This is a genomic window from Halopseudomonas sp. Lyrl_26, assembly GCF_051948695.1.
Classification (GTDB): Bacteria; Pseudomonadota; Gammaproteobacteria; order Pseudomonadales; family Pseudomonadaceae; genus Halopseudomonas; species Halopseudomonas formosensis.
Genome location: NZ_JAYJLH010000001.1, coordinates 198,110 through 219,634 on the forward strand (window position 1 = coordinate 198,110; position 21,525 = coordinate 219,634).

The 21,525-nt window shown below is 64.7% G+C and carries 21 protein-coding genes; 11 read left to right on the forward strand and 10 right to left on the reverse strand.

What is annotated here, in order from left to right:
- The first annotated feature begins 44 nt into the window (after positions 1-44).
- The 3 genes from dnaX to recR are packed head-to-tail and all read left to right on the forward strand — an operon-like array spanning position 45 to position 2,965.
- A complete protein-coding gene (gene dnaX, locus VF673_RS01045) occupies positions 45-1,997 on the forward strand; it encodes a DNA polymerase III subunit gamma/tau (protein WP_440290576.1) in 1,953 nt (650 codons plus the stop codon).
- A gap of 25 nt (positions 1,998-2,022) precedes the next feature.
- Positions 2,023-2,349 (forward strand): YbaB/EbfC family nucleoid-associated protein, encoded by a 327-nt coding sequence (locus VF673_RS01050; protein ID WP_090537872.1) that lies wholly within the window; start codon positions 2,023-2,025, stop codon positions 2,347-2,349.
- 16 nt (positions 2,350-2,365) lie between these two features.
- Positions 2,366-2,965, forward strand: coding sequence for a recombination mediator RecR (gene recR / locus VF673_RS01055; RefSeq protein ID WP_440290577.1), 600 nt, complete (start codon positions 2,366-2,368; stop codon positions 2,963-2,965).
- A gap of 66 nt (positions 2,966-3,031) precedes the next feature.
- On the opposite strand, the gene VF673_RS01060 is transcribed toward recR, so the two are convergent.
- A complete protein-coding gene (locus VF673_RS01060; protein WP_273123203.1) occupies positions 3,032-3,334 on the reverse strand; it encodes a hypothetical protein in 303 nt (100 codons plus the stop codon).
- A gap of 108 nt (positions 3,335-3,442) precedes the next feature.
- Positions 3,443-3,688, reverse strand: a complete 246-nt coding sequence (locus VF673_RS01065; protein WP_273123200.1) for a YheU family protein — start codon at positions 3,686-3,688, stop codon at positions 3,443-3,445.
- A gap of 100 nt (positions 3,689-3,788) precedes the next feature.
- On the opposite strand from VF673_RS01065, the gene VF673_RS01070 reads away from it, so the two are divergent.
- Positions 3,789-4,544 carry a sulfite exporter TauE/SafE family protein gene (locus tag VF673_RS01070; RefSeq protein ID WP_090537865.1) on the forward strand — a complete coding sequence of 252 codons (756 nt, stop codon included), beginning with the start codon at positions 3,789-3,791 and terminating at the stop codon, positions 4,542-4,544.
- A 2-nt stretch (positions 4,545-4,546) separates the two neighbouring features.
- Here VF673_RS01070 and mnmC read toward each other — a convergent pair whose 3' ends face one another.
- Positions 4,547-6,523, reverse strand: a complete 1,977-nt coding sequence (gene mnmC / locus VF673_RS01075) for a bifunctional tRNA (5-methylaminomethyl-2-thiouridine)(34)-methyltransferase MnmD/FAD-dependent 5-carboxymethylaminomethyl-2-thiouridine(34) oxidoreductase MnmC (RefSeq protein ID WP_440290578.1) — start codon at positions 6,521-6,523, stop codon at positions 4,547-4,549.
- A gap of 428 nt (positions 6,524-6,951) precedes the next feature.
- On the opposite strand from mnmC, the gene VF673_RS01080 reads away from it, so the two are divergent.
- Positions 6,952-7,914: a DMT family transporter gene (locus VF673_RS01080; RefSeq protein ID WP_440290579.1), complete on the forward strand. Its 963-nt coding sequence runs from the start codon at positions 6,952-6,954 to the stop codon at positions 7,912-7,914.
- Here the strand turns inward: VF673_RS01080 and fumC are convergent.
- Positions 7,904-9,307, reverse strand: coding sequence for a class II fumarate hydratase (gene fumC / locus VF673_RS01085; protein WP_440290580.1), 1,404 nt, complete (start codon positions 9,305-9,307; stop codon positions 7,904-7,906). The two genes, VF673_RS01080 and fumC, sit on opposite strands and share 11 nt — an antisense overlap.
- 76 nt (positions 9,308-9,383) lie before the next feature.
- On the opposite strand from fumC, the gene VF673_RS01090 reads away from it, so the two are divergent.
- The 4 genes from VF673_RS01090 to VF673_RS01105 all read left to right on the forward strand — a co-directional run bounded on the left by VF673_RS01090 (position 9,384) and on the right by VF673_RS01105 (position 11,956).
- Positions 9,384-9,896, forward strand: a complete 513-nt coding sequence (locus VF673_RS01090; RefSeq protein ID WP_440290581.1) for a DUF2059 domain-containing protein — start codon at positions 9,384-9,386, stop codon at positions 9,894-9,896.
- A gap of 49 nt (positions 9,897-9,945) precedes the next feature.
- Complete coding sequence (locus tag VF673_RS01095) at positions 9,946-10,260, forward strand: BolA family protein (RefSeq protein WP_090537857.1); 315 nt, start codon at positions 9,946-9,948, stop codon at positions 10,258-10,260.
- Between the two features lie 118 nt (positions 10,261-10,378).
- Entirely contained in the window at positions 10,379-11,320 is a 942-nt protein-coding gene (trhO, locus tag VF673_RS01100) for an oxygen-dependent tRNA uridine(34) hydroxylase TrhO (protein ID WP_440290582.1), read from the forward strand.
- A gap of 15 nt (positions 11,321-11,335) precedes the next feature.
- The gene (locus tag VF673_RS01105; RefSeq protein WP_273126950.1) at positions 11,336-11,956 is read left to right on the forward strand and encodes a DsbA family protein; all 621 of its coding nucleotides are present in this window, start codon (positions 11,336-11,338) and stop codon (positions 11,954-11,956) included.
- 34 nt (positions 11,957-11,990) lie between these two features.
- Here the strand turns inward: VF673_RS01105 and VF673_RS01110 are convergent, their stop codons facing one another.
- Positions 11,991-12,581, reverse strand: a complete 591-nt coding sequence (locus VF673_RS01110) for a UPF0149 family protein (protein ID WP_440290583.1) — start codon at positions 12,579-12,581, stop codon at positions 11,991-11,993.
- Positions 12,582-12,751: 170 nt separating this feature from the next.
- On the opposite strand from VF673_RS01110, the gene recQ reads away from it, so the two are divergent.
- A complete protein-coding gene (recQ, locus tag VF673_RS01115; protein WP_440290584.1) occupies positions 12,752-14,884 on the forward strand; it encodes a DNA helicase RecQ in 2,133 nt (710 codons plus the stop codon).
- A 12-nt stretch (positions 14,885-14,896) separates the two neighbouring features.
- Here the strand turns inward: recQ and VF673_RS01120 are convergent, their stop codons facing one another.
- The 3 genes from VF673_RS01120 to VF673_RS01130 form a co-directional block, all read right to left on the reverse strand.
- Positions 14,897-17,086, reverse strand: coding sequence for a patatin-like phospholipase family protein (locus VF673_RS01120; RefSeq protein ID WP_440290585.1), 2,190 nt, complete (start codon positions 17,084-17,086; stop codon positions 14,897-14,899).
- Positions 17,087-17,210: 124 nt separating this feature from the next.
- A complete protein-coding gene (locus VF673_RS01125; protein ID WP_440290586.1) occupies positions 17,211-18,590 on the reverse strand; it encodes an adenylate/guanylate cyclase domain-containing protein in 1,380 nt (459 codons plus the stop codon).
- Positions 18,591-18,723: 133 nt separating this feature from the next.
- The gene (locus VF673_RS01130; RefSeq protein WP_090537843.1) at positions 18,724-19,059 is read right to left on the reverse strand and encodes an Mpo1-like protein; all 336 of its coding nucleotides are present in this window, start codon (positions 19,057-19,059) and stop codon (positions 18,724-18,726) included.
- Positions 19,060-19,165: 106 nt separating this feature from the next.
- Here VF673_RS01130 and VF673_RS01135 point away from each other — a divergent pair, with 106 nt between their 5' ends.
- On the forward strand, positions 19,166-19,729 hold the full coding sequence (locus tag VF673_RS01135) for a nitroreductase family protein (RefSeq protein WP_440290587.1): 564 nt from the start codon (positions 19,166-19,168) through the stop codon (positions 19,727-19,729).
- Here the strand turns inward: VF673_RS01135 and VF673_RS01140 are convergent.
- Together VF673_RS01140 and VF673_RS01145 are read right to left on the reverse strand one after the other, a co-directional pair.
- Positions 19,654-21,039 carry a HAMP domain-containing sensor histidine kinase gene (locus VF673_RS01140; protein WP_440290588.1) on the reverse strand — a complete coding sequence of 462 codons (1,386 nt, stop codon included), beginning with the start codon at positions 21,037-21,039 and terminating at the stop codon, positions 19,654-19,656. The genes VF673_RS01135 and VF673_RS01140 overlap by 76 nt on opposite strands.
- Positions 21,040-21,059: 20 nt before the next feature.
- Complete coding sequence (locus tag VF673_RS01145; protein ID WP_320330808.1) at positions 21,060-21,413, reverse strand: Spy/CpxP family protein refolding chaperone; 354 nt, start codon at positions 21,411-21,413, stop codon at positions 21,060-21,062.
- Between the last annotated feature and the right edge of the window lie 112 nt (positions 21,414-21,525).

Genomic DNA, 21,525 nt, shown 5'->3' on the forward strand with positions numbered 1-21,525 from the left:
GTACAGTAGCCGCCTATAGTTGACACCGGATAGCAGCCCATACGATGAGTTACCAGGTACTAGCCCGCAAATGGCGTCCGCGCCTGTTCCGTGAAATGGTCGGCCAGACCCACGTGTTGCAGGCGTTGATCAATGCCCTGGACCACAACCGGCTGCACCATGCCTATCTGTTTACCGGTACCCGTGGGGTGGGCAAGACCACCATAGCGCGGATTCTGGCCAAGTGCCTGAACTGCGAGGCGGGGGTCAGTTCCGAGCCATGCGGGGTCTGCTCGGCCTGCCGGGAAATCGACGAGGGGCGCTTCGTTGACCTGATCGAGGTCGACGCCGCGAGCCGTACCAAGGTCGAGGACACCCGCGAGCTGCTGGACAACGTGCAGTACGCGCCGTCCCGCGGTCGTTTCAAGGTCTACCTCATCGACGAAGTGCACATGCTCTCCGGGCACAGCTTCAATGCCCTGCTCAAGACCCTGGAGGAGCCGCCGGCACACGTGAAGTTCCTGCTGGCCACCACGGACCCGCAGAAGCTGCCGGTCACCATTCTGTCGCGCTGTCTGCAGTTTTCCCTGAAGAACATGCTGCCCGAACGGGTGGTCGAACATCTGCGCCATGTGCTGGCCGAAGAACAGGTACCCTTCGACGAGGAGTCCCTGTGGCTGCTCGGCCGGGCCGCTGACGGCTCCATGCGTGATGGCCTGAGCCTGACCGATCAGGCCATCGCCTTCGGTAACGGCCAGCTGCGGGCGGCAGAAGTGCGCGCCATGCTCGGGACCATCGATCAGGGGCAGGTATTCGATCTGCTCAACGCCCTGGTAGCCAATGATGCCCCCGGGCTGCTGGCCGCAGTGGCCGAGCTGGCGGAGCAGGGCGCGGACTTCGCCGGCGTGCTGGCCGAACTCATCACCACCCTGCAGCGTGTTGCCGTGGCCCAGGTTCTGCCCGAGGCGGCGGACAACAGCCTGGGCGATCAGCAGCGGGTACTCGAGCTGGCGGGCCGCGTCAGTGCCGAGGACGTTCAGCTGTTCTATCAGCTGGCGTTGCACGGCCGTCGGGATCTGCCGTTGGCACCGGACCCCCGTGGCGGCTTCGAGATGGCGCTGCTGCGCATGCTGGCGTTCCGCCCCGGCACCCTGACCCATACCGGGCCGACTGCTCCGGCGACGGAGCTGTCCCGGCAGGCATCTGCGGTAGCGCGCGCCCAGGCGGCAACCCCGGCCCCCCCGCCGCAGCCCGATCCGGAACCGGTGTCGGGAAAGTCGACGGGAGTCAGCCAGGCCAGGCCTGATTCCGATACACAGCGGCCAGCAGCACAACCGGTGGCTGCCCCTGCTGTTGTCGCGGCGCCAGCGATCACCGAGGCTTGCGTTGATGCAGCCACGGTCACCGACGTGCCGGCGCCTGGCGAAGCCCGGTCGGGCATACAGCAGTCTGGCCAATCCGAGGAGCCTCCCGCCTGGTTGCAGGAGGCGCCGCCGGATGACGACTTCGAGGCCGAGAGCGAAGACCAGGACGTTGATGTCAGCCAGTACATGGATGGCTGGGAGCCGGCAGAGCCCGCAGCCCCTGTGGCCGATACAGCGGATGAAACCAGCGATCTGCCCCCTGCCACCGGGCTGGCAGCCCGCTGGCTGGATATCTACCCGGATCTCGGCGTGGCGGGCCTGACCCAGAGCATTGCCGCGCATTGCCAGCTGGTCGCCGTCGAAGGGGATCACTGGCGCCTGCACCTGGACCCCGGTCACAGCGCCCTGTACAACGAGAACCATCGTCTGCGGCTGCAGAATGCCCTTGTCGAGCTGGAAGGGCGTCCGCTCACCCTTGAGGTGCTGGTAAAGGCACCCGATCAGGAAACCCCCGCGGTGGCAGCGGCACGCCGTCGGGCGGCGCGCCAGCGGCAGGCCGAGGAGAGCATCCAGGCCGACCCGCTGGTACAGGCCCTGATCACCGATTTCTCTGCGCAGGTCTACCCTGACAGTATTCGCCCGATAGACGCGTAATCAAATCCATACCGAGGATACCGACATGATGAAAGGCGGCATGGCTGGCCTGATGAAGCAGGCCCAACAGATGCAGGAAAAGATGCAGAAGATGCAGGAAGAACTGGCCAACGCGGAAGTCACCGGCCAGTCCGGCGCCGGCCTGGTGTCAGTGGTGATGACCGGTCGCCACGACGTGCGCCGGGTCACCATCGATGAAAGCCTGCTGACCGAGGACAAGGAAGTGCTCGAGGACCTGATTGCTGCAGCGGTCAACGACGCCGTGCGCAAGGTGGAGAAGAACAGTCAGGAGAAGATGGCCGGCATGACCGCCGGACTGAACCTGCCTGACGGCTTCAAGATGCCCTTCTGAGCAGGCCGACCGAGCAATGAGTTTCAGCCCGCTGATCCGTCAGTTGATCGACGCCCTGAGGGGCCTGCCCGGGGTAGGTCCCAAAACCGCACAACGCATGGCGCTGCACCTGCTTGAACGCAACCGCGAGGCGGGGCGGCAGCTGGCCCATGCACTGGAAGCGGCGATGGATGGGGTGGGTTACTGCTCGCGCTGCCGCACCCTGAGCGAGACCGAGATCTGCGAGCTGTGCCGTGATCCGCGTCGGGATGACAGTCTGCTGTGCGTGCTGCAGAGCCCGGCGGATGTCTGGGCGGTGGAGATGGCCGGCAGTTTCCGCGGGCGCTACTTTGTGCTCAAGGGGCACCTGTCGCCGATCGACGGCCTCGGCCCCGAAGAGATAGGCGTGCCGGCGCTGCTGGAGCGGGTGCAGGGCAGTGACGTGGCGGAGGTGATTCTGGCGACCAACCCTACGGTCGAGGGTGAGGCCACTGCACACTATGTCGCCGGGCTGCTCAAGCCGCTGGGTATCAGCGTATCGCGGATAGCCCATGGGGTGCCCCTGGGCGGTGAGCTCGAATTCATTGATGGCGGCACCCTGGCCCATGCCCTGGCCGGGCGCACCCGGATCGACTGATCAGGTGAAACGGCGGTGGCCCGGACGGGCATCACCGCTCAGATCTGCAAACGGAACCCCAGCTGGTCAGCTGGGGTTTTTCTCCCTCAGTTCCTTGATCACGCGGTCGTAGGCTTCGCAGGCTCCATGATCACTGCGGGTCGGATCGCGCTGTTGCAGCTCGATCAGCTGATTGTGCAGGCGTTCTGCCTTGGCGGCATCCCCGGCGGCAATCTCATTGATGGTGATGGCGGTTTCTTCCGCCTTCTTCAGGGCTTCTTCCGGGGTGCAGACATAGGGCGGTGTGTCAGTGGTCTCGACGCTTTCTGCCGATACCAGTGTGGCGAAGCCCAGCAGGGCGACAAGAATCAGGGGAGAACGCAGTTTCATCATTTACCTCATCGGACCCGCGTGGGTATAAGGCCATCTATATTAGTCCCTTGTCCGCCGTACTCCAAGCATCTCGGTCCGGGTGCGTCACCCGGTAGCAGGTGGGACTCAGAGCGTTTCCCGCAGTTCGCGCAGCAGTTCCGGCGGAACATCCCGGCGGTGGGCGAGGCTGGTATCACCGGTCTCGGGATGGAATACGATCAGCACTTCGCTGCGTTCGATCTGCCGGCGCAGGCGCTCGACCCGCTGCTGCAGGGTGGCCTCGTAACCGTTGTCGGTGCCGTCGCGGGTGACGAAGTCCTCCAGCAGGCGCTGCAGGGTATCGGGGTCGAGCAGGGTGTGGGGTATCAGCATGGTGTCTACTTCCCGGATGACGGACTGAACAGGGGGAACCCACGGGCGGGGCTACGCGTCAATGATACACTGTCGGCTTTTCCATGCCTTTGCGGTGCCCATGCTAACTGATCCTCTGTTCTATCTCTGCGCCATCCCCGCCGTGCTGCTCTACGGCATAGCCAAGGGTGGTTTCGGCGGCAATATCGCCATACTTTCGGTGCCGCTGATGACCCTGGTCATGCCGCCCCAGCAGGCGGCGGCGATACTGCTGCCGATACTCTGCACCATGGACCTGGTGGCACTGCGGACCTTCCGCGGGCGCTGGAGTCTGCCGAATCTGCGCATCATAGTGCCGGCGGCGCTGGTCGGCACGGTGCTGGCCTGGGTGGGCTTTCGCTGGATGAGCGAGGCGCATATCCAACTGATGATCGGCATTATCGCGCTGGTCTTCACCCTGAATATCTGGCTGCGTCGGGGCGAGCCGCCGACCCGGGGAGTAAGCCGCTGGCGCGGCGGCTTCTGGGGTACCATCGCCGGTTTTACCAGCTTCAGCATCCACGCGGGCGGGCCGCCAATCAACGTCTATCTGCTGCCGCAGAAGCTGGACAAGACCCTGTTGATGGGCACCATCGCGGTCTTCTTCGCCGTGGTCAACTTCGCCAAGATTCCCTTCTACATCCAGCTGGGGCTGTTCGACACCAGCAACCTGCTGACTGCCCTGGTGCTGCTGCCGCTGGCCCCGATCGGCATTCGTCTGGGGTTCTGGATGCTGCAGCGCACCAATCAGGAACTGATCTACCAACTGTGCTACGTCTTCCTGTTCTTCACCGGCTGCAAGCTGCTGTACGACGGGATCACCAATCTGCTGGCCTGAGTTCAGCGGCCCCGGATCAGCCGACGCAGCATGAAACGCGTCGGATGTACCGCTGCCACCACATCTGCGGGCAGGGGCAGTGGCTCGTCGTTCAGCCAGGCGGCGATCAGCTCGCCACTCAGCGGGCAGCTGATCATGCCTCGCGAGCCGTGACCGGCGTTGATGTAGAGCCCCGGATACCAGGGGGCCGGCGCGGTCGGCTGGCGCGAGGCATCCTTGGCCAGCTCTGCGTAGCGCTCGCGGAAGGCCTGGGCATCCACCACCGGGCCTATCAGTGGCAGGTAGTCCGGTGAAGTGCAGCGCAGGGCGGCGCGTGCCGGCAACCGGTCGGCGTCCAGCGTCTCGAGCTGCAGGTGTCCGGCAAGCTCGGGCGACAGCTGGCCGATCAGCTGCAGGTTGCTGTGGTTCTCCTCGCTGCTCGGCTCAGTATCCAGGCGATCGAAACGGAAGCTGGCACCCACATGGTGTTCGTCATGACGCGCCGGCGAGATATAGCCTTCGGCGCAGAGCACCGTCTTCAGCGTCTTGCTGCTGCTGGTGGCCGGCAACTGGGTGACCTGGCCGCGGATGGGCTTGAGTGGCAGTTCGGCGGTCTGGGCAAAGCGCTGGCTGTCGTTGGCCGAGCAGATAACGGCGACGCTGGCCCGGGCCAGTGACCGCCCCTTATCATCCAGTGCCTGCCATTCGCCGTCCCGGTGTTGCAGAGACATGGCTTCGCTGCGGGTGAGCAGACGAATGTTGCCGTGCTGCAGCATGGCCCGGCACAGACTCGGTGGATGCACCCAGCCGGCGCCGGGGAAGAACAGCCCCGGTCGATTTACTGCCACGCCCGCCAGCGTGCTGGCCTGGTCGGCATCCACCGCACACAGGAAGCTCTCCGGATAACCCTGTTCGGCAAGGGCCAGCTGCCGTTGACGCTCCCGGTCATCGGTGCACAGCTGCAGTACGCCGCAGGCCTGCCAGCTGTCCTGGCCCTGCGGCAGGATCTGATGCAGCAGGCGCAGGCCGAAGGCATAGCTGGCCTGAACGTAGCGTGACAGGGGCGTCTGATGGGCCGAGAGCTTGCAGTAGAGAATGCCCTGAGTATTGCCGGAGGCTTCGGCCGCGGCCCGGTCATGCCGTTCTATCAGGGTCACCTGCCAGCCGCGTCGTGCCAGGGCCAGGGCGGTAGCGCAGCCGGCCAGTCCAGCGCCTACGATCAGCGCGCTGCGCTCGCCGGCCGGCGACTCGGGTCGGGCCAGCCAGGGGGCGCTCCAGGCAGCAGCGCCGGCGCCGGCCAGGGTGCCGCAGAGCATTTCCCGCTTGCGCCCGTAACCCTTGACCTTGCGCATCTCGAAGCCGACCGCCTGCAGGCCGCGGCGGACCTCGCCGACACTGGTGAAGGTGGCCAGGGTGGCAGACGGGGCGGACAGCCGGGCAAGCTGGGCGTAGAGTGCCGGCTGCCACATGTCCGGGTTCCTGGCTGGAGCGAACCCGTCCAGGAACCAGGCATCGACCCGGGCATCCAGCTGGGGCAGGGTATCCAGGACGTCGCCGATCAGCAGGGTCAGGGTGACCCGTCCATCTGCCAGATTGAAGTGCTGCCAGCCGGGCGCCAGGTCGCTGTACTGGGCCAGCAGCTGATCGGCCCAGGGAGTCAGCTCCGTCCAGAGGGCCAGGGCACGCTGCAGATCCTCGCGGCGGAGGGGATATTTTTCGCAGCTGACGAAATGCAGCCGGGCATCCGCCGGTGCCAGCTCGTCCCAGAGTTGCCAGGCGCAGAGAAAGTTCAGGCCGGTACCGAAGCCGGTTTCACCGATGCAGAATCGGGTTCCGGGGGGCAGGGCGCGCCAGCGTCGGGACAGATCATTGTGCTGCAGGAACACATGGCGGGTTTCCGCCAGCCCGGACTCCCGGGAGAAGTACACATCATCGAAGCGGGTGGAAAAGGGCTGACCGTCTTCCGACCAGCTCAGCTGGGCAAAGGGGGGCGTATTCACGGTTACTCCGGCGCACACTGGGGCGCGCCATTGTAACCGGAAAAGCCTCAGCCCATATTGGGCAGGATCAGCAGCAACCAGGTCGCCAGAAAGATCAGCGCAACGCTCGGCAATTTCGCCTGAATGGAATATTTCATGGACACACCTTTTATTGTTCTGATCGCAGGCCCGGTACGGACGAATCCAGTCAATCCGCAGGCGGCGAGCATGGGTCCGAATATCCGTTGTGCGCGTTTTCCTCACAACGTCCATTTGTAGTATCGCCCGCTTTTCATACTATTCCAGAAGCCGGCGAGCGTCTTTTAGACCATTTGGCTACATGGCCGAAGGCGCTTGTCGCGAAGCGACTGATACTTCCGCGGCTGTTAAGTCCTTGCCCCGGACCTTACAATGGACGCTGCCTTTCCTCTTCGAATCGAGAAATCCCCATGCATGTCACATCCGGTCGCTGGTTGTACGGATTCCTGTTGGCGTTGACCACCACTCTGCTCTGGGGCGTGCTGCCGATCATGCTCAAGCAGGTGCTGCAGGGCATGGATGCAGCGACTGTCTCCTGGTATCGCATGCTGTCCTCGGGGGTGGTGCTGCTGATCTGGCTCGGCGTCCGTGGCCAGCTGCCATCCCTGCGGTCGCTGTCCCCGGCAAACCGCTGGTTGCTGGCGGTCGCGGTGCTGGGGCTGGGCTGCAACTATGTGCTTTATGTTCAGGGGCTGGATCGCCTGACCCCCGGCACCATGCAGCTGATGATCCAGTTGGCGCCCATCATGCTGATGTTCGGCAGCATGCTGGTATTCGGAGAGCGCTTCGGTATCGGGCAACTGGCGGGTCTGGCAATACTGCTGCTGGGCTTCGTGCTGTTCTTCAATCAGCGGCTGGAGGAGCTCTTCACCCAGCTCACCGACTACACCCTCGGCATTCTCATTACCCTGGCGGCGGCCTTCGCCTGGGCGTTGTACGGGCTGGCCCAGAAGCAGCTGCTGACCGTCTGGTCGTCGGTCAGCATCATGCTGGTGATCTATCTGGCCTGCGCGGTACTGATGCTGCCGCTGGTGACACCCAGCCAGATCCTGGAGCTCGACGCGCTGCAGTTGTGGATGCTGCTGGGCTGCTGCCTGAACACCCTGGTGGCCTACGGCGCCTTTGCCGAAGCACTGGTGCACTGGGAAGCCTCCCGGGTTGGCGCCACCGTGGCCACCACGCCATTGTTCACCTTCGCCCTGGTTGGCCTGGGCTCCGCACTCTGGCCTACCGTTATCCAGCCCGAGCTGCTCAACAGCCTGGCCTATCTGGGGGCCCTGCTGGTGGTGTCGGGCTCGGCGCTCATCGCCCTGGCGCCGGCGCTGCTGCATCAGTGGCGGACCCGGCGCCTGCGGCAAGGGGTCAATCGCTGAGCGGGTCCGGGTTGCCGAGCATGGATTCGGGACGCACCGCCTGATCGAAGCTGGCCGCATCCAGATAGCCCAGCGCCAGGGCTGCCTCGCGCAGGGACAGTCCCTCGGCATAGGCCTTCTTGGCGATCTCCGCCGCCCGGTCGTAGCCGATGACCGGATTCAGGGCCGTCACCAGCATCAGACTGTTGTCCAAGTGTTCACGCATGCGTTGGGCATCGGGCTGCAGCCCCTGCACGCAGTGCTCGCGGAAGCTCCGGCAACCATCGGCCAGCAGCCGCACGGACTGCAGCAGGGTATGTATGATGACCGGCTTGTACACATTCAGCTGCAGCTGGCCCTGGCTGGCGGCCACCCCCAGGCTGACATCATTGCCCAGCACCTGACAGGCGATCATCGACAGGGCCTCGCACTGGGTGGGATTGACCTTGCCCGGCATGATCGAGCTGCCCGGCTCGTTGGCCGGCAGGCGCACTTCAGCCAGTCCGGCGCGCGGGCCGCTGCCGAGCAGGCGCAGGTCATTGGCCAGCTTCATCAGGGTGACTGCCAGTTGACGACAGGCTCCATGCAGCTGGACCAGCGGCTCATGCCCACTGAGCGCGGCGAACTTGTTGCTCGCCGAGGTGAAGGGCAGGCCGGTCAGCGTCCTGAGCTTATCCGCCAGCCGTTCGGCAAAACCGGCGGGGGTGTTGAGGCCGGTTCCCACCGCTGTACCGCCCTGGGCCAGGGCGCAGACCGCCGGCAGCGCCTGGCGCAGCGCGGCGATGCCCATGTCCAGCTGGGCGACAAAGGCGGACAGCTCCTGGCCGAAGGTCACCGGGGTGGCGTCCATCAGGTGGGTACGACCGATCTTGATCAGCTGCGCGTGGCGACGAGCCTGCGCCTCGAGGCTGTCGCGCAGTTCGCTGACGGCGGGCAACAATTGCTGGTCTACCTGAATTACCGCCGCTACATGCATGGCGCTGGGGAAGGTATCGTTGGAACTCTGTGAACGGTTGACGTGGTCATTGGGATGTACCGGCGTCTTGCCCCCCAGGGGCTGGCCGGCCAGTTCGTTGGCACGGTTGGCCAGTACCTCGTTGACGTTCATGTTGCTCTGGGTGCCGCTGCCGGTCTGCCATACCGCGAGAGGGAAGTGTTCGTCGAGATGGCCGGTCAACACCTCATCCGCGGCCCGGGTGATGAGTTCCACGAGGGCGCTGTCCAGATTGCCGAGCTCGCCGTTGGTCAGGGCGGCGGCCTTCTTGATCAGTGCCAGGGCATGCACGACCGGGAGCGGCATGCGCTCTTCGCCGATCGCAAAATGCTGCAGCGAGCGCTGGGTCTGGGCGCCCCAGTAGCGATCTGCCGGGACTTCGATGTTGCCCATGCTGTCTGATTCGATACGTGTCTTCATCGTGTTGGCCTGTAACTGGAGAATGGCGTTCCAAGCTGCCAGTATAGTTAGCTCGACCTTCACTGGACCTTTCGTCATGCGCCTGCTCTGCCTGTTGCTGCTCTGCTGCCTGTCGATGTCATCCGTGGCGCTGGCCTCCGAGGCCGGTCACCGGGCAGCCGCCGAGCGTTTTCTCAAGCTGGCCAGGGCCCAGAGCATGACCGCGCCCCTCTATGTGCAGACCGACCAGCTGCTGGTCGCTCGCTTTGCCCAGCTGGGCGGCTCCATGCAGCACGAGACCCTGCTGTGCAAGTACCGGGAGCGTGCCAGAACGCTGCTGGACAGGCAGCTGGCCTGGGAAGCGATCCGCGACGAGCTGATCGAGCTGTATCTGCCGGTCTTTTCCGAGCAGGAGTTCGAGGAACTGGCCCGATTCTATGAGTCGGAGGTCGGCAGCAAGCTGCTCGAGCACCTGCCGGAGCTGACCCGGGGCTCCATGGCCATCGCCCGGGAGCGGGTCGAGGAGGTGCTGGCGCCGCAGCTGGAACAGCTGATCGAGGAGATGGGGCGCGAGCTGGAACTGCACCAGCTGGGGCCGACCGACGGGTGAACGCAGGGTACAATGCGGGGCATTGCCTCAGCTTTCCGGAGAACTGCCCATGACTACTACCCAAGCCGCCCTGGAACGAGCGCTGCAGAGCCTGGCGCCGGTGCATATGGAACTGCTCAACGAGAGTCACATGCACGCCGTGCCGCCGGGTTCGGAATCCCACTTCAAGCTGGTGATCGTCAGCCAGGAGTTCGAGGGGCTCAATGCGGTCAAGCGCCACCAGGCCGTTTACCGCACCCTTGGCGACCTGATGCAGCAGATCCATGCCCTGGCCCTGCACACCTACAGCCCGGCCGAATGGCAGGCGCGCAGCGCCGCACCGGATTCGCCGGCCTGCATGGGCGGCAGCAAGGCCGACCATTGACCGTTTGCCCGGCGGTACCTCGCCGCCGGGTATTTCCTGCTAGAATCGCCACCGCGCAGCACTGCGCTCTTTCAAGGTATGCCCTTTACGCGGGCGTCTACTGAACAACGAGGTATGCATGTCCAATATTGTCGTGGTGGCGCTGTACAAGTTCGTCACCCTGGAAGACTTTCAATCCCTGCGCGAGCCGCTGCTCGATACCATGAACCAGCATGGGGTCAGGGGCACCCTGCTGCTGGCCCTGGAAGGCATCAACGGCACCGTTGCCGGCACCCGCGAAGGTACCAGCGCGCTGCTGGAGTGGCTGCGCCGTGATCCGCGTCTGGCGGATCTGGACTGGAAGGAGTCCTTCTGTGACGAGATGCCCTTCTACCGCACCAAGGTCAAGCTGAAGAAGGAAATCGTCACCATGGGCATTCCCGGTATCAGCCCCAACGAGCGGGTGGGTACCTATGTCGAGCCCAGGGACTGGAATGACCTGATCAGTGATCCTGAGGTGCTGCTGATCGACACCCGCAACGACTATGAGGTGTCCATAGGCACCTTTGAAGGGGCTATTGATCCGCAGACCAGGACCTTCAGGGAATTCCCCGAGTACGTGCGTCAGCAGTTCGATCCGCAGAAGCACAAGAAGGTCGCCATGTTCTGCACCGGCGGCATCCGCTGCGAGAAGGCGTCCAGCTTCATGCTCAAAGAAGGATTCGAGGAGGTCTACCACCTCAAGGGCGGCATTCTCAAGTATCTGGAGGAAGTGCCCGCCGAGCAGAGCAAGTGGCGAGGCGAGTGCTTCGTGTTCGACAACCGGGTCACCGTACGCCATGACCTGGCGCCGGGCACCTTCGACCAGTGCCATGCCTGCCGGCATCCGGTATCAGCCGAGGACATGGCTTCCCCGCAGTACGAGCAGGGCGTCAGTTGCCCGCATTGCTATGACAGCCTGCCGGAGAAGACCCGGCGCCGGGCGGAGGAGCGTCAGCGGCAGATCGAGCTGGCCAAGCGGCGCAATCAGCCTCATCCCATAGGCCTGGCACCGGAACTGGCCAGCCCCAGCGCCCGTTAGGCCGGAGAGCAGCGCATGTCCCAGCGCCTGATCTACATAATGGATCCCATGTGTTCCTGGTGCTGGGGCTTCGCCCCGGTGATCGATGCGCTGCAGGCAGCTCACCCACAGTTGCCGTTGCATCTGGTGGTCGGCGGGCTGCGCCCCGGCGTCACCGATCCGCTGTCCGAAGCCACCCGTCGCACGCTCGGCGAGCACTGGCAGGCGGTAGGCCGGAGCAGCGGTCAGCCGCTTTTGACGCCCGATGCCCTGCCGGACGGTTTCATCTACAACACCGAGCCGGCCTGCCGTGCGCTGGTGGTGGCCCGGGAGCTGGATCCACAGTGCGTCTGGCCGCTGGCCAGGGCCATTCAGGCTGCCTTCTACACCCAGGCCCGGGATGTGACGCAGTGCCAGATCCTCATCGAGCTGGCCGAGCAGGTGGGCTACAACCGGCAGCGCTTTCACAGGGCCTTCATCGCCGAACAGGCGGTGACGGCAACCGCAGCGGATTTCAACTGGGTGGCGGATCTGGGGATCAGTGGGTTCCCCACGCTGCTGGCACAGCGCAACGGCATGCTGGCGCTGCTCGCCAACGGCTATCAGCCGGCGGAGCGGATACTGCCGCTGTTGCAGCGCTGGGTGGAGGCGGGCTGAGAAAAACCCCCGCCAGGGCGGGGGCTTCTCGGACTCAGTGGCGCGGGTCGAGCAGGGCCGGGCGGCCCTTCTCTTCGGGGGCCTGGAACAGCAGGTAGAGCTGGGTCAGCACGTCGGGGATGTGGTCCAGCATGTCCTGTACCATTTCCTCGTCCTGGGCGATCTCGGCGAACTCGGGCTGATCCTCGAACAGGCCGGAGCCGACCATGATCGGCAGCAGCAGCTCGCTGACGGTTTCCTCGTCCTGACGGAACCAGTCTTCCTCGCGCAGGAATACCCCTTCCAGAAAGCCCACGCACCAGCTGCGCAGATCCGACAGGTCCGGCTCGTCACCCAGGGAGAGTTCACACGGCGGCTCCAGATCCTCGTCACTGGCCAGGGTCCGGGCGATCTGCTCCTTGAGCTCGCGCAGGGCGGACTCGATATCGGCCTTCTGGGCCTCGTCAACGTAGCGGGGCTCCTCGGCGAACAGCTCGAACATCCACTCCTGTTCCGGCACTTCAACCGGGGCGATGGACAGGGCGGTCAGGTAACCATGCCCGGCTAGATAATCGAGGGCTTCATCGTGCAGGTCGTCGGCATCAAGGAACTGCTGCAGGCGCTCGAGTTGGTCGGCAAAGGACATGGCACACCTCATCATGGATAATGGGTCGCATTGTACGCATCTGCCGGGCGTTTTGCCAAAGCATTGGCAAACCGGCAGTGTGTCCGGGCGAACCCCGCCTGGGCTGATATACTCGCCCCTTTCATGCCGGTCTCAACCGGCTGCCCGAGTGCAATCATGCAAGGAGAACCATGCGCGAGCAAGCCTTACAGAAACTGCGGGATATTTTCGGTTATGGCGAGTTTCGCGGACAGCAGGCCGATATCATCGATCAGGTTGCCTGCGGCGGTGATGCCCTGGTCCTGATGCCCACCGGCGGTGGCAAGTCCCTGTGCTACCAGATCCCCGGCCTGCTGCGCCCCGGGCTGACGGTGGTGGTGTCGCCGCTGATCGCGCTGATGGACGATCAGGTGGCCACTCTCAACGAGCTGGGGCTGCGGGCGGCGGCGCTGAACTCGACCCTGGACGAGCAGAGTCGGCGGGATATCGCCGAGCGCCTGCGTCGGGGTGACATGGACTTTCTCTATCTGGCCCCGGAGCGCCTGCTCAAGCCCCGCACCCTGCAGTTCCTGCAGAGTCTGGACATTGCCCTGTTCGCCATCGACGAGGCCCATTGCGTATCCCAGTGGGGGCATGACTTCCGCCCCGAGTATCTGCAGCTGGGGCAACTGGCCGAGCTGTTCCCCGGCGTGCCGCGCATGGCGCTGACCGCCACGGCCGATGAACGTACCCGGGAGGAGATTGCCCAGCGACTTCGCCTGGAGCACGCCAGGCGCTTCATCTCCGGCTTTGACCGGCCCAACATCTTCTATCGCATCGTGCCCAAGGACCGCCCGCGCCAGCAGCTGCTGGCCTTTCTCAGGGACCAGCGCGGCAATGCCGGTATCGTCTACTGCCTGTCGCGCAAGAAGGTGGAGGACACCGCCCAGTGGCTGAGCGAGCAGGGCTGGCCGGCCTTGCCCTATCACGCGGGGCTGCCGCCGGAGCTGAGGGCCACCCACCAGCGGCGCTTCCTCAACGAGGAGGGGCTGATCATGGTGGCGACCATCGCCTTCGGCATGGGTATCGACAAATCCAACGTGCGTTTCGTGGCGCATCTGGACCTGCCCAAGAGCATCGAGGCCTATTATCAGGAAACCGGTCGTGCCGGACGTGACGGGCTGCCGGCCGACGCCTGGATGGCCTACGGGCTGCAGGACGTGCTGCTGCTCAACCAGATCATGGCCAGCTCCGAGGGTGATGAGCGACACAAGCGCATCGAGCGGCACAAGCTCGACGCCATGCTGGCATTGTGTGAGCTTACCGGCTGCCGGCGGCAGTCGCTGCTGGGCTATTTCGGTGAAACCCTGGAAGAGCCCTGCGGGCACTGTGACAACTGCCTGGAACCGGCGGACACCTGGGACGGCAGCGAGGCCGCCCGCATGGCCCTGTCCGCCATCTACCGCAGCGGACAGCGCTATGGAGTGGGACATCTGGTGGACATACTGCTGGGACGGGATAACGAGAAGATCCGCAGCGCCGGACACCAGCACCTGTCCACCTACGGGATCGGCAAGCAGCTGAGCGAGCAGGAGTGGCGTTCGGTATTCCGTCAGTTGATCGCCCGCGGGCTGGTGGAGATCGATCTGGACGGCTTCGGCAGCCTCAGACTCTCTGAGAGCTGCCGTCCGCTGCTGCGTGGCGAGCAGACCCTGGCCCTGCGCCGGGATATCGCCAGAACCGCACCGCTGCCGGCCCGCGGAGGCGACAAGCCGGTGATTGCCGAGGCCGATCGTGCCCTCTGGGAGCAGCTGCGGGCGCTGCGCAAGCGCCTGGCCGAGGCCCATGGCGTTCCGCCCTATGTGGTATTCGCCGACTCCACCCTGGTCGACATGCTGCGTCTGCGTCCCACCACCATGCAGGACATGGCCCAGGTCAGCGGTATAGGTGCGCACAAGCTGGAGCGATACGGTGCGGACTTCCTGCAGGTGCTGCTGGCCGATGGCGAGGGCGGGGATGCTGTCCCGCCGGTGCACCAGGCCCAGGAGGTTCAGGCCCTGGCGCTGGCCGGCATGGAGCCGGCGCAGATTGCCGCGCAGACCGGCATGCCGATAAAACAGGTCTATCTGAAGCTGGCCCAGGCCATCAGTACCGGCCAGCTGGAGCTGCACCATGCGGTGGACCTGCCGCCGGGGCAGCTGGAGCGCATCCAGGATCTGTTCCTGAACGAGGCCGAGGATGACCTTCCGGGGGTGCGCGCGGTGGCCCGGGAACTGGATGAGCCGGTGGAGGAGGGCGTGCTGCACTGCATCCGGGCGGCCCTGGTGCTGGAGATCAGCGGCTGAGCCGGGGCGGACTCAGAAGGTCTGCCCCAGGTTCATGTACAGCGCCCGCTCGCCTTCCTCGTTGGCGCCTATGCCCAGAAACAGCGGCCCGAGGAAGGTGTCCATGCCCAGCAGCAGGCTGGCGGCGCCCATGTAGCCGGTATCCAGCTCATTGGCTCCGCGGTTGTAGATACGCCCGTACTCCAGGGTGCCACCCAGATACATGGGAATGGTCAGCGGCATGCTGCTGGGGTTGAGCCGGCGGTAGTACACGGCCCGGGCCAGATTGTAATTCTGGCCGGCCAGGGCGTTTTCCCGGAACCCGGAGAACTTGCCCAGCCCGCCCAGGATGAAACTGCTCTGGGCTACATCCACGTCATCATCCGTACGCCCGATGGAGGCGCCCAGTTGCAAGCTGTGCGGACCGCTGGCGAAGGCCCGGCTGGCGCGCAGCTCGACCTGCTGGTAGCGCTCATCGGCACCCAGGCTGGGCTCCGACTGTCGCCACATCAAGCGTGCCGAATCACCGGAGCGGGGGAAGTTGACGTTGTCCAGGGTATCGCGATCGACCTGCAGGGTGTAGAAGGCCTCGTTGAATTTCAGGGTCGGCTGATCCTGATCGCCCACCCGGATCTCCGCCTCGCCGTCGTAGCGGGAGATGCCGAAGCGCACCTCACCATTATTGGCTATCTGCCGACCCACGTTGATCCCCGCACCGTAGCGCTGCTGGCGATAATCGGCCACCGGGTCGTTGTCCAGGATCACTTCCACATTGCGCGCTTCGGCGTCGATGAAGGGTGCGATGAAGTAGCGCGAGCCGTAGTCCAGCGGCTGGTAGAACTCGCTGTACAGCTGCTGGTGCTCGCCCAGCTGCAGTCGGGTCAGCCACTCGGCGCCCAGCGGGTTGACGCCATTGACCCGGAAGCTCGCGCCTATGGTGAAGCGGCTGCCTCCCTCGAAATCGTCGGACAGGTTCAGCCCCAGGCGCAGGTAGTCGGTGCCGGTCTGGCGACCATGGGTGCGGATCAGCAGGGTATTGCGCTCGCCCTCATGCACTATCTCGTAATTGACCTGACTGAAGTAGTCGGTGCCGTAGATGGTGCCCATGTCCTTGGCCAGGTGGTCGGGGTTCAGCGGCTCACCCAGCTGCTGGCGCACCATGCTGCGTACTACCTCGTCGGCGACCTTGCCGCTGTTGATCACCCGGATGTCATGGATGATCGGCTGGCGGTGGGGGCGGGCACGGGCCAGGTTGCCCCCGGTGCGGTCATCCCGGGGTGAGGAATAGGCGTGCAGCAGGGGCGATTGCAGCAGGCTCTGTTCCCCGGCAGCTATGGCCTCCTCCGCCTCGGCAAAGCTGCTGAAGGCGATGTCGCCCAGTTCCGGCTGCAGCAGCATGTCCGTACCGGTCAGTGTGGCCAGCTGCTCCTGGGTGTTGTGTCGGGTCAGCAGGGTGGTGGTCTGGTCCATAACGTCGAGAATGGTGGTCATCTGCTCCGCCGGCTTCAGCGGAGTGGCGATGTCCACCACTATTACCCGGTCCACGCCCATCTGGCGGGCCACGTCCACCGGCAGGTTCTTCGACAGCACGCCGTCTACCAGCATGCGCCCGTCGACGGTCACCGGGGCAAAGAAGCCGGGCAGGGCGATGCTGGCCCGAATGGCCTGGGGAAGGTGGCCTCGATCAAACACCACGGCGTCGCCGGTGGCAATGTCGGTGGCCACGGCGCGGAAGGGAATGGGCAGCCGGTCGAAGTCGTCTATGTCGTTGGTATGGACCAGCAGGCTCTCCAGAACCAGGCCCAGGTTCTGGCCCTGCAGCAGGCCCAGCGGGAAACTCAGCTTGCCGTCCTTGAAGGACAGCCGCTGCTTGACCAGGAAGTCCCGGTCGTCCTGCTTGCGGCGGTAGGGAATGTCCTCGCGCTGGGGTGAGTCGCTCAGGGCTGCCGGCCAGTCCATTTCCAGGGCGATGCGTTCCAGTTCCTCGGCGCTGTAGCCGGCGGCGTACAGACCGCCGATCACCGCGCCCATGCTGGTGCCGGCGATGGCGTGAATCTGGATGTCCATCTTCTCGATCTGCTTGAGCACGCCGATATGGGCCAGGCCGCGGGCGCCTCCGCCGGACAGTACCAGGCCGGTGCGGGGTTCGCTGGCGGTGGTGGTATCGGCCAGACTCGGCAGGCACAACAGCAGGAGCAACAGAATGAGCGCGGATCTGAACATGGTACGGCCTGAAGAGTGACAAAGAGGGCGAACGGATTGCGCCATAGTATACGGGGCAGGAGACCCGGGGTGCACCCGCCGGCCCGGGGGAGTTGTTTCAGCGCCGGCACCCGCCGGCGAGTGCTCAGATGATGACCTTGTCGCGCAGCTTGCGCGCGGCCAGCTCCAGGGCCTTGACGATCTCGTCCTTGTCGTAGTTGCGAATGCCGTTGGTGTCCAGGTACATGGAGAATCCCGGCAGCTCGTGCTCGACGAAGGTGGGGGCGGCCCCCAGATCCCGGCGCAGACCGACCACCTGATAGATCTGCATCGGCCGGCTGAAGCCCTTGACGTTCAGCTGGCCCTTGTCCCGGCACATGACCAGATCCTTGGTCAGCGACCAGGTTTCGTGGGAGATCAGAATCTCCCCGGCCTCGGCGGCGCTTTCCAGACGGCTGGCCAGGTTCACCTCGCGGCCGATGATGGTGTAGTCCATGCGCATGTCGGCGCCGAAGTTGCCGACGGTACAGTAGCCGGTGCTCAGACCCATACGGATCTCCAGCGGCTTGGTGATGCCCTGGCTGCGCCATTGCTGGCGCAGCACCTTCATGTGCTTGCGCATGGCGATGGCCATGGATACGGCCGCTTCGGCGTCCTGCTTGGCGCCGCGGCTGACCGGGTCGCCGAAGAACACCATCATGCTGTCACCGATGAACTTGTCGATGGTGCCGCCGTATTGCAGGGCGATGCGGGACATCTCGTTCAGATAGTTGTTGAGCAGGTCGGTCAGTGCTTCGGCTTCCATCTCTTCGGCCAGCTCGGTGAAGCCGCGGATGTCGGAGAAGAACACCGTGAGTTTCTTGCGTCGGGTTTCCAGGGTGACCTTCTGGTTGCCGGAGAAGATGGATTCCCAGACCTGGGGTGACAGATACTTGGCCAGATTGCTGGCCAGGGTGGCAGCCTTTTCCTGTTCAGCGCTGATCACCTCCTGTGCCTGTTCCAGATGGCGGCCCTGACGATAGATGAACATGGCCATCACCACGGTGAAGATCCCGCCTCCCGCCAGACTGCAGAACGCCAGCAGCGGGCTGCTGGCAAACTGCGGCTCCGGCGTCAGCAGCGCGGCGGACAGCATGGTACCGGTCATTGCCAGCAGAAGGGCGGAAAACAGATACAGCGGCCCGCCGATGATGATGGCGGTGAAGCTGATCAGCAGCAGGAACACCAGACTGGGGACCATGCTGAACTGGCACAGGGTGATGAACACCCCGGTGTGCACGGCATCCAGCGCGAGCAGCACCAGATTGAACTGGCTGCGCTGCCCCTTGTTGCGCCAGCGGGCGATCAGGCGCATGAGATGGGGGTAGATCAGGGCGTAGAGGACCGCGCCACCGGTTATCGGGGTCAGTCCCTGCTCCCGGGCCAGCGCGGCAAATACCAGGGCCACGCACAGATAGGCCATGACCCGGGAGTAGTAGCCCTCCAGCGGTGGGCGAACCGGTTGCGTTCGAGTATCCAGATTCATGATCAGTCGTTCCCTGGCCTTGGCGTTTGCCGGCCTGATCTCTGGGACATACCCTGATCGGACCGGACGCCGGACCGATCATAGTACGCATGTATCACCGGGAAAAGTACCGCCCCGTGCTGCAGGGGGCGCATCAGAAGCGGATACGCCCGGTCAGCGCGTCGCGCAGCATGACCCAGTCACCCATGAAGCTGTACAGCGGGTACTTGAAGGTCGCCGGACGGTTCTTCTCGAAGAAGAAGTGGCCTACCCAGGCAAACCCGTAGCCGGCCACGGGCAGTGCCAGCAGCAGCCAGAAGTTGGCGCTGATGAGGGCCCAGGCCAGTATCGTCAGGACCAGCAGACTGCCGACGTAGTGCAGGCGGCGGCTCACATCATTGCTGTGTTCGCTGAGGTAGAACGGATAGAACTCGGCAAAGGAGCGGAACTCGCGGCTGGCGGCGGGCTGCTGGATGCTGGTATCGGACATGGATGTTCTCCTTTGTTGTTATGGGTTTGTTACTGGATCCTGCCCGCCGGTCGTTGCCGGGGGTTTGCTATGATTCCCAACTCATGTTTCTGGAGTTGGTCTGATAATGAATGCATTGAGTGCTTTGCACAACCGTGTTTCCATGCCAAGGCTGACCGGTCCGGCACCGACCGCAGAGCAACAGGAGGCCATGTTCCGGGCCGCCCTGCGTGCACCGGATCATGCCTGGCTGCGGCCCTGGCGTTTTCTGGTGCTGGAGGGGGCGGATCTGGAGCGGCTGGGCGAACTCTTCCATGCAGCGGCGCTGGCACGCTGTGGAGACCCCTCTGCCGAGGAGGTGCAACGTGCACGCAAGCTGCCGCTGCGTGCGCCCATGATCATTGTTGCCATCTGCAGTCCAAGGGCGCACCCCAAGGTGCCGGCTCAGGAGCAGGAAATGTCCTGTGCCGTGGCGGTGGGCAACATGCTGCTGGCAGCCCATGCGCTGGGATTGGGGGCGGTGTGGCGCACGGGTGATCCGGCCCGGGATCCGGTGATACGTGAGGGTCTGGGGCTCAGCGCCGAGGAAAGCATCGTTGCCTTCCTCTATGTCGGTCAGCCTCTTGGGGAGCCCAAGCCGGTGCCGCTGCTCGATTCGCGGGACTTCTTCCAGCGCTGGCCCGACAACTGAGCATGGCGGGGCAGGCTGATGCGGGCGCGCAGACCACCTGTATCGGTCAGACTGAAATCCAGCGTGCCACCGTGTCTGGCCACCGCCCGCCGGGCGATGGCCAGCCCCAGACCATGGCCTGAGTCGGCGGGCTGGCCGGGTACCCGGGCGAAGGGCTCACCGAGGCGCGACAGCCACTCCTCGGGAACCCCGGGACCCTGATCGCTGATTTCCACCTGATAATCACGGCCAGTGGCCTCCAGCCTGACCATCACTTCTCCTCCTGCCGGGGAAAAGCGCAGGGCATTGCGCAGCAGATTGTCCACGGCGCTGGCCAGCTGGTCCGACCAGCCGTACAGGGTGCCGCCGGTGGCACCTTCCAGCCTGAGCTGCCGATCACCGGCAACGAAACGGGCATCCTCCAGGGTGTCGGCAACCAGACTGTCCAGTTCGAAGGGCACGGGCGGGATGTCCCGCGCATCGAGTCGGCTGAGGGTCAGAATATCCCCGATCAGACTGTCAAGGCGGCTGCATTCGCGGTCCAGGCGCTCCCAGAGAGGATTGTCCGCGCTCAGCCCCTGCTTCTGTCCCAGCGCCAGTCCGATACGCAGCCGCGCCAGCGGCGAGCGCAGCTCATGGGATATGTCTCGCATCAGCTGGGTCTGACTGTTGAGCAGGCTCTGCACCCTGTCTGCCATGTTCTGGAACTGGCGCGACAGCTGGCCTATCTCGTCCCGACGGCGTCCGGTCCGGGCCAGGGCGGTGGCATCGAAGCGGCCCTCGGCCAGATCCTCGGCGGCAGCGCCGAGCTGGCGCAGGGGAGCCGTCAGGTAGCGGCTGAGCAGTAGACTCAGTGCGGCCAGCACCAGCATGGCGATGGTGATATTGGTCAGCATGGCAAAGGGTGTGCGCTGCCAGCGGAACAGCTCGGGGCCGGGTATGTGCAACAGCAACTGGTAGGACGCCTGATCGGAATCCCAGGCCAGCTGGAACAGGCGGCCATAGCGCGGTCGCGGGGGGGAGGCTTCGTCGCTGGCCTCGCGCCGGGGCAGGGTGGGCAGGGTGCCCTGCAGCAGTCGCTGGCCCTGGTCATTGAACAGCTCGGCGCGCAGACGGTACTGCTGCAGCTGCTGCTCCAGCCACTGCTGCGCGGCAGCCGGGCCCTGCTCCTCATAGACGCCAACCAGCTGCGAGCTGAAATCGCGCAGCTGCGGATGGAACTGCAGCAGGAGCCAGTCCTGCTGCAGGGCGCGGCTGATCAGGAAGCCCGAACCACCCACCAGCAGGGTGGCCAACCAGAGAACGGCGAAGACCTTCCAGAACAGCCGCATGGGCGGGGTTACTCCCGGAGTCAGTTAGTGTCGGCGTCGCGCTCGGCGCCACGGCCCTGGCGACGCTCCTGCATGTGCTTGCGCATCTCTTCGCGGCGCTGCTCGCGCAGTTCCTGCAGTTTGCTGCGCTGCTCCTCGGTCAGTACCGCGTTGACCTGCTCCTGGCGCTGTTCGCGCAGGGTGCGCATCTGTTCGCGCTGCTGCTGGTGGATGTCACGCAATTGTTCCTGCTGCTGTTCGGTCAGTTGCAGTTCGCTTGCCATGCGCTCCATATGGCGCTGGTGATGCTTGCCCGGCGCCTCGGTGGCGGCCAGTGTGCTGGTGGCCAGGGCGGTAGTCAGGGTGAAGAGACCGGCAATCAGAATAGGTTTCATGGACTTGCTCCCGTTATGACGACCGGGGAATCCGGCCAGTGATTGACAGTCTAGGGATGCCAGTGTCAGCCAGCGCCAGTGTTGGGTAAAGGCTGTGTAAAGTCATTGCCGC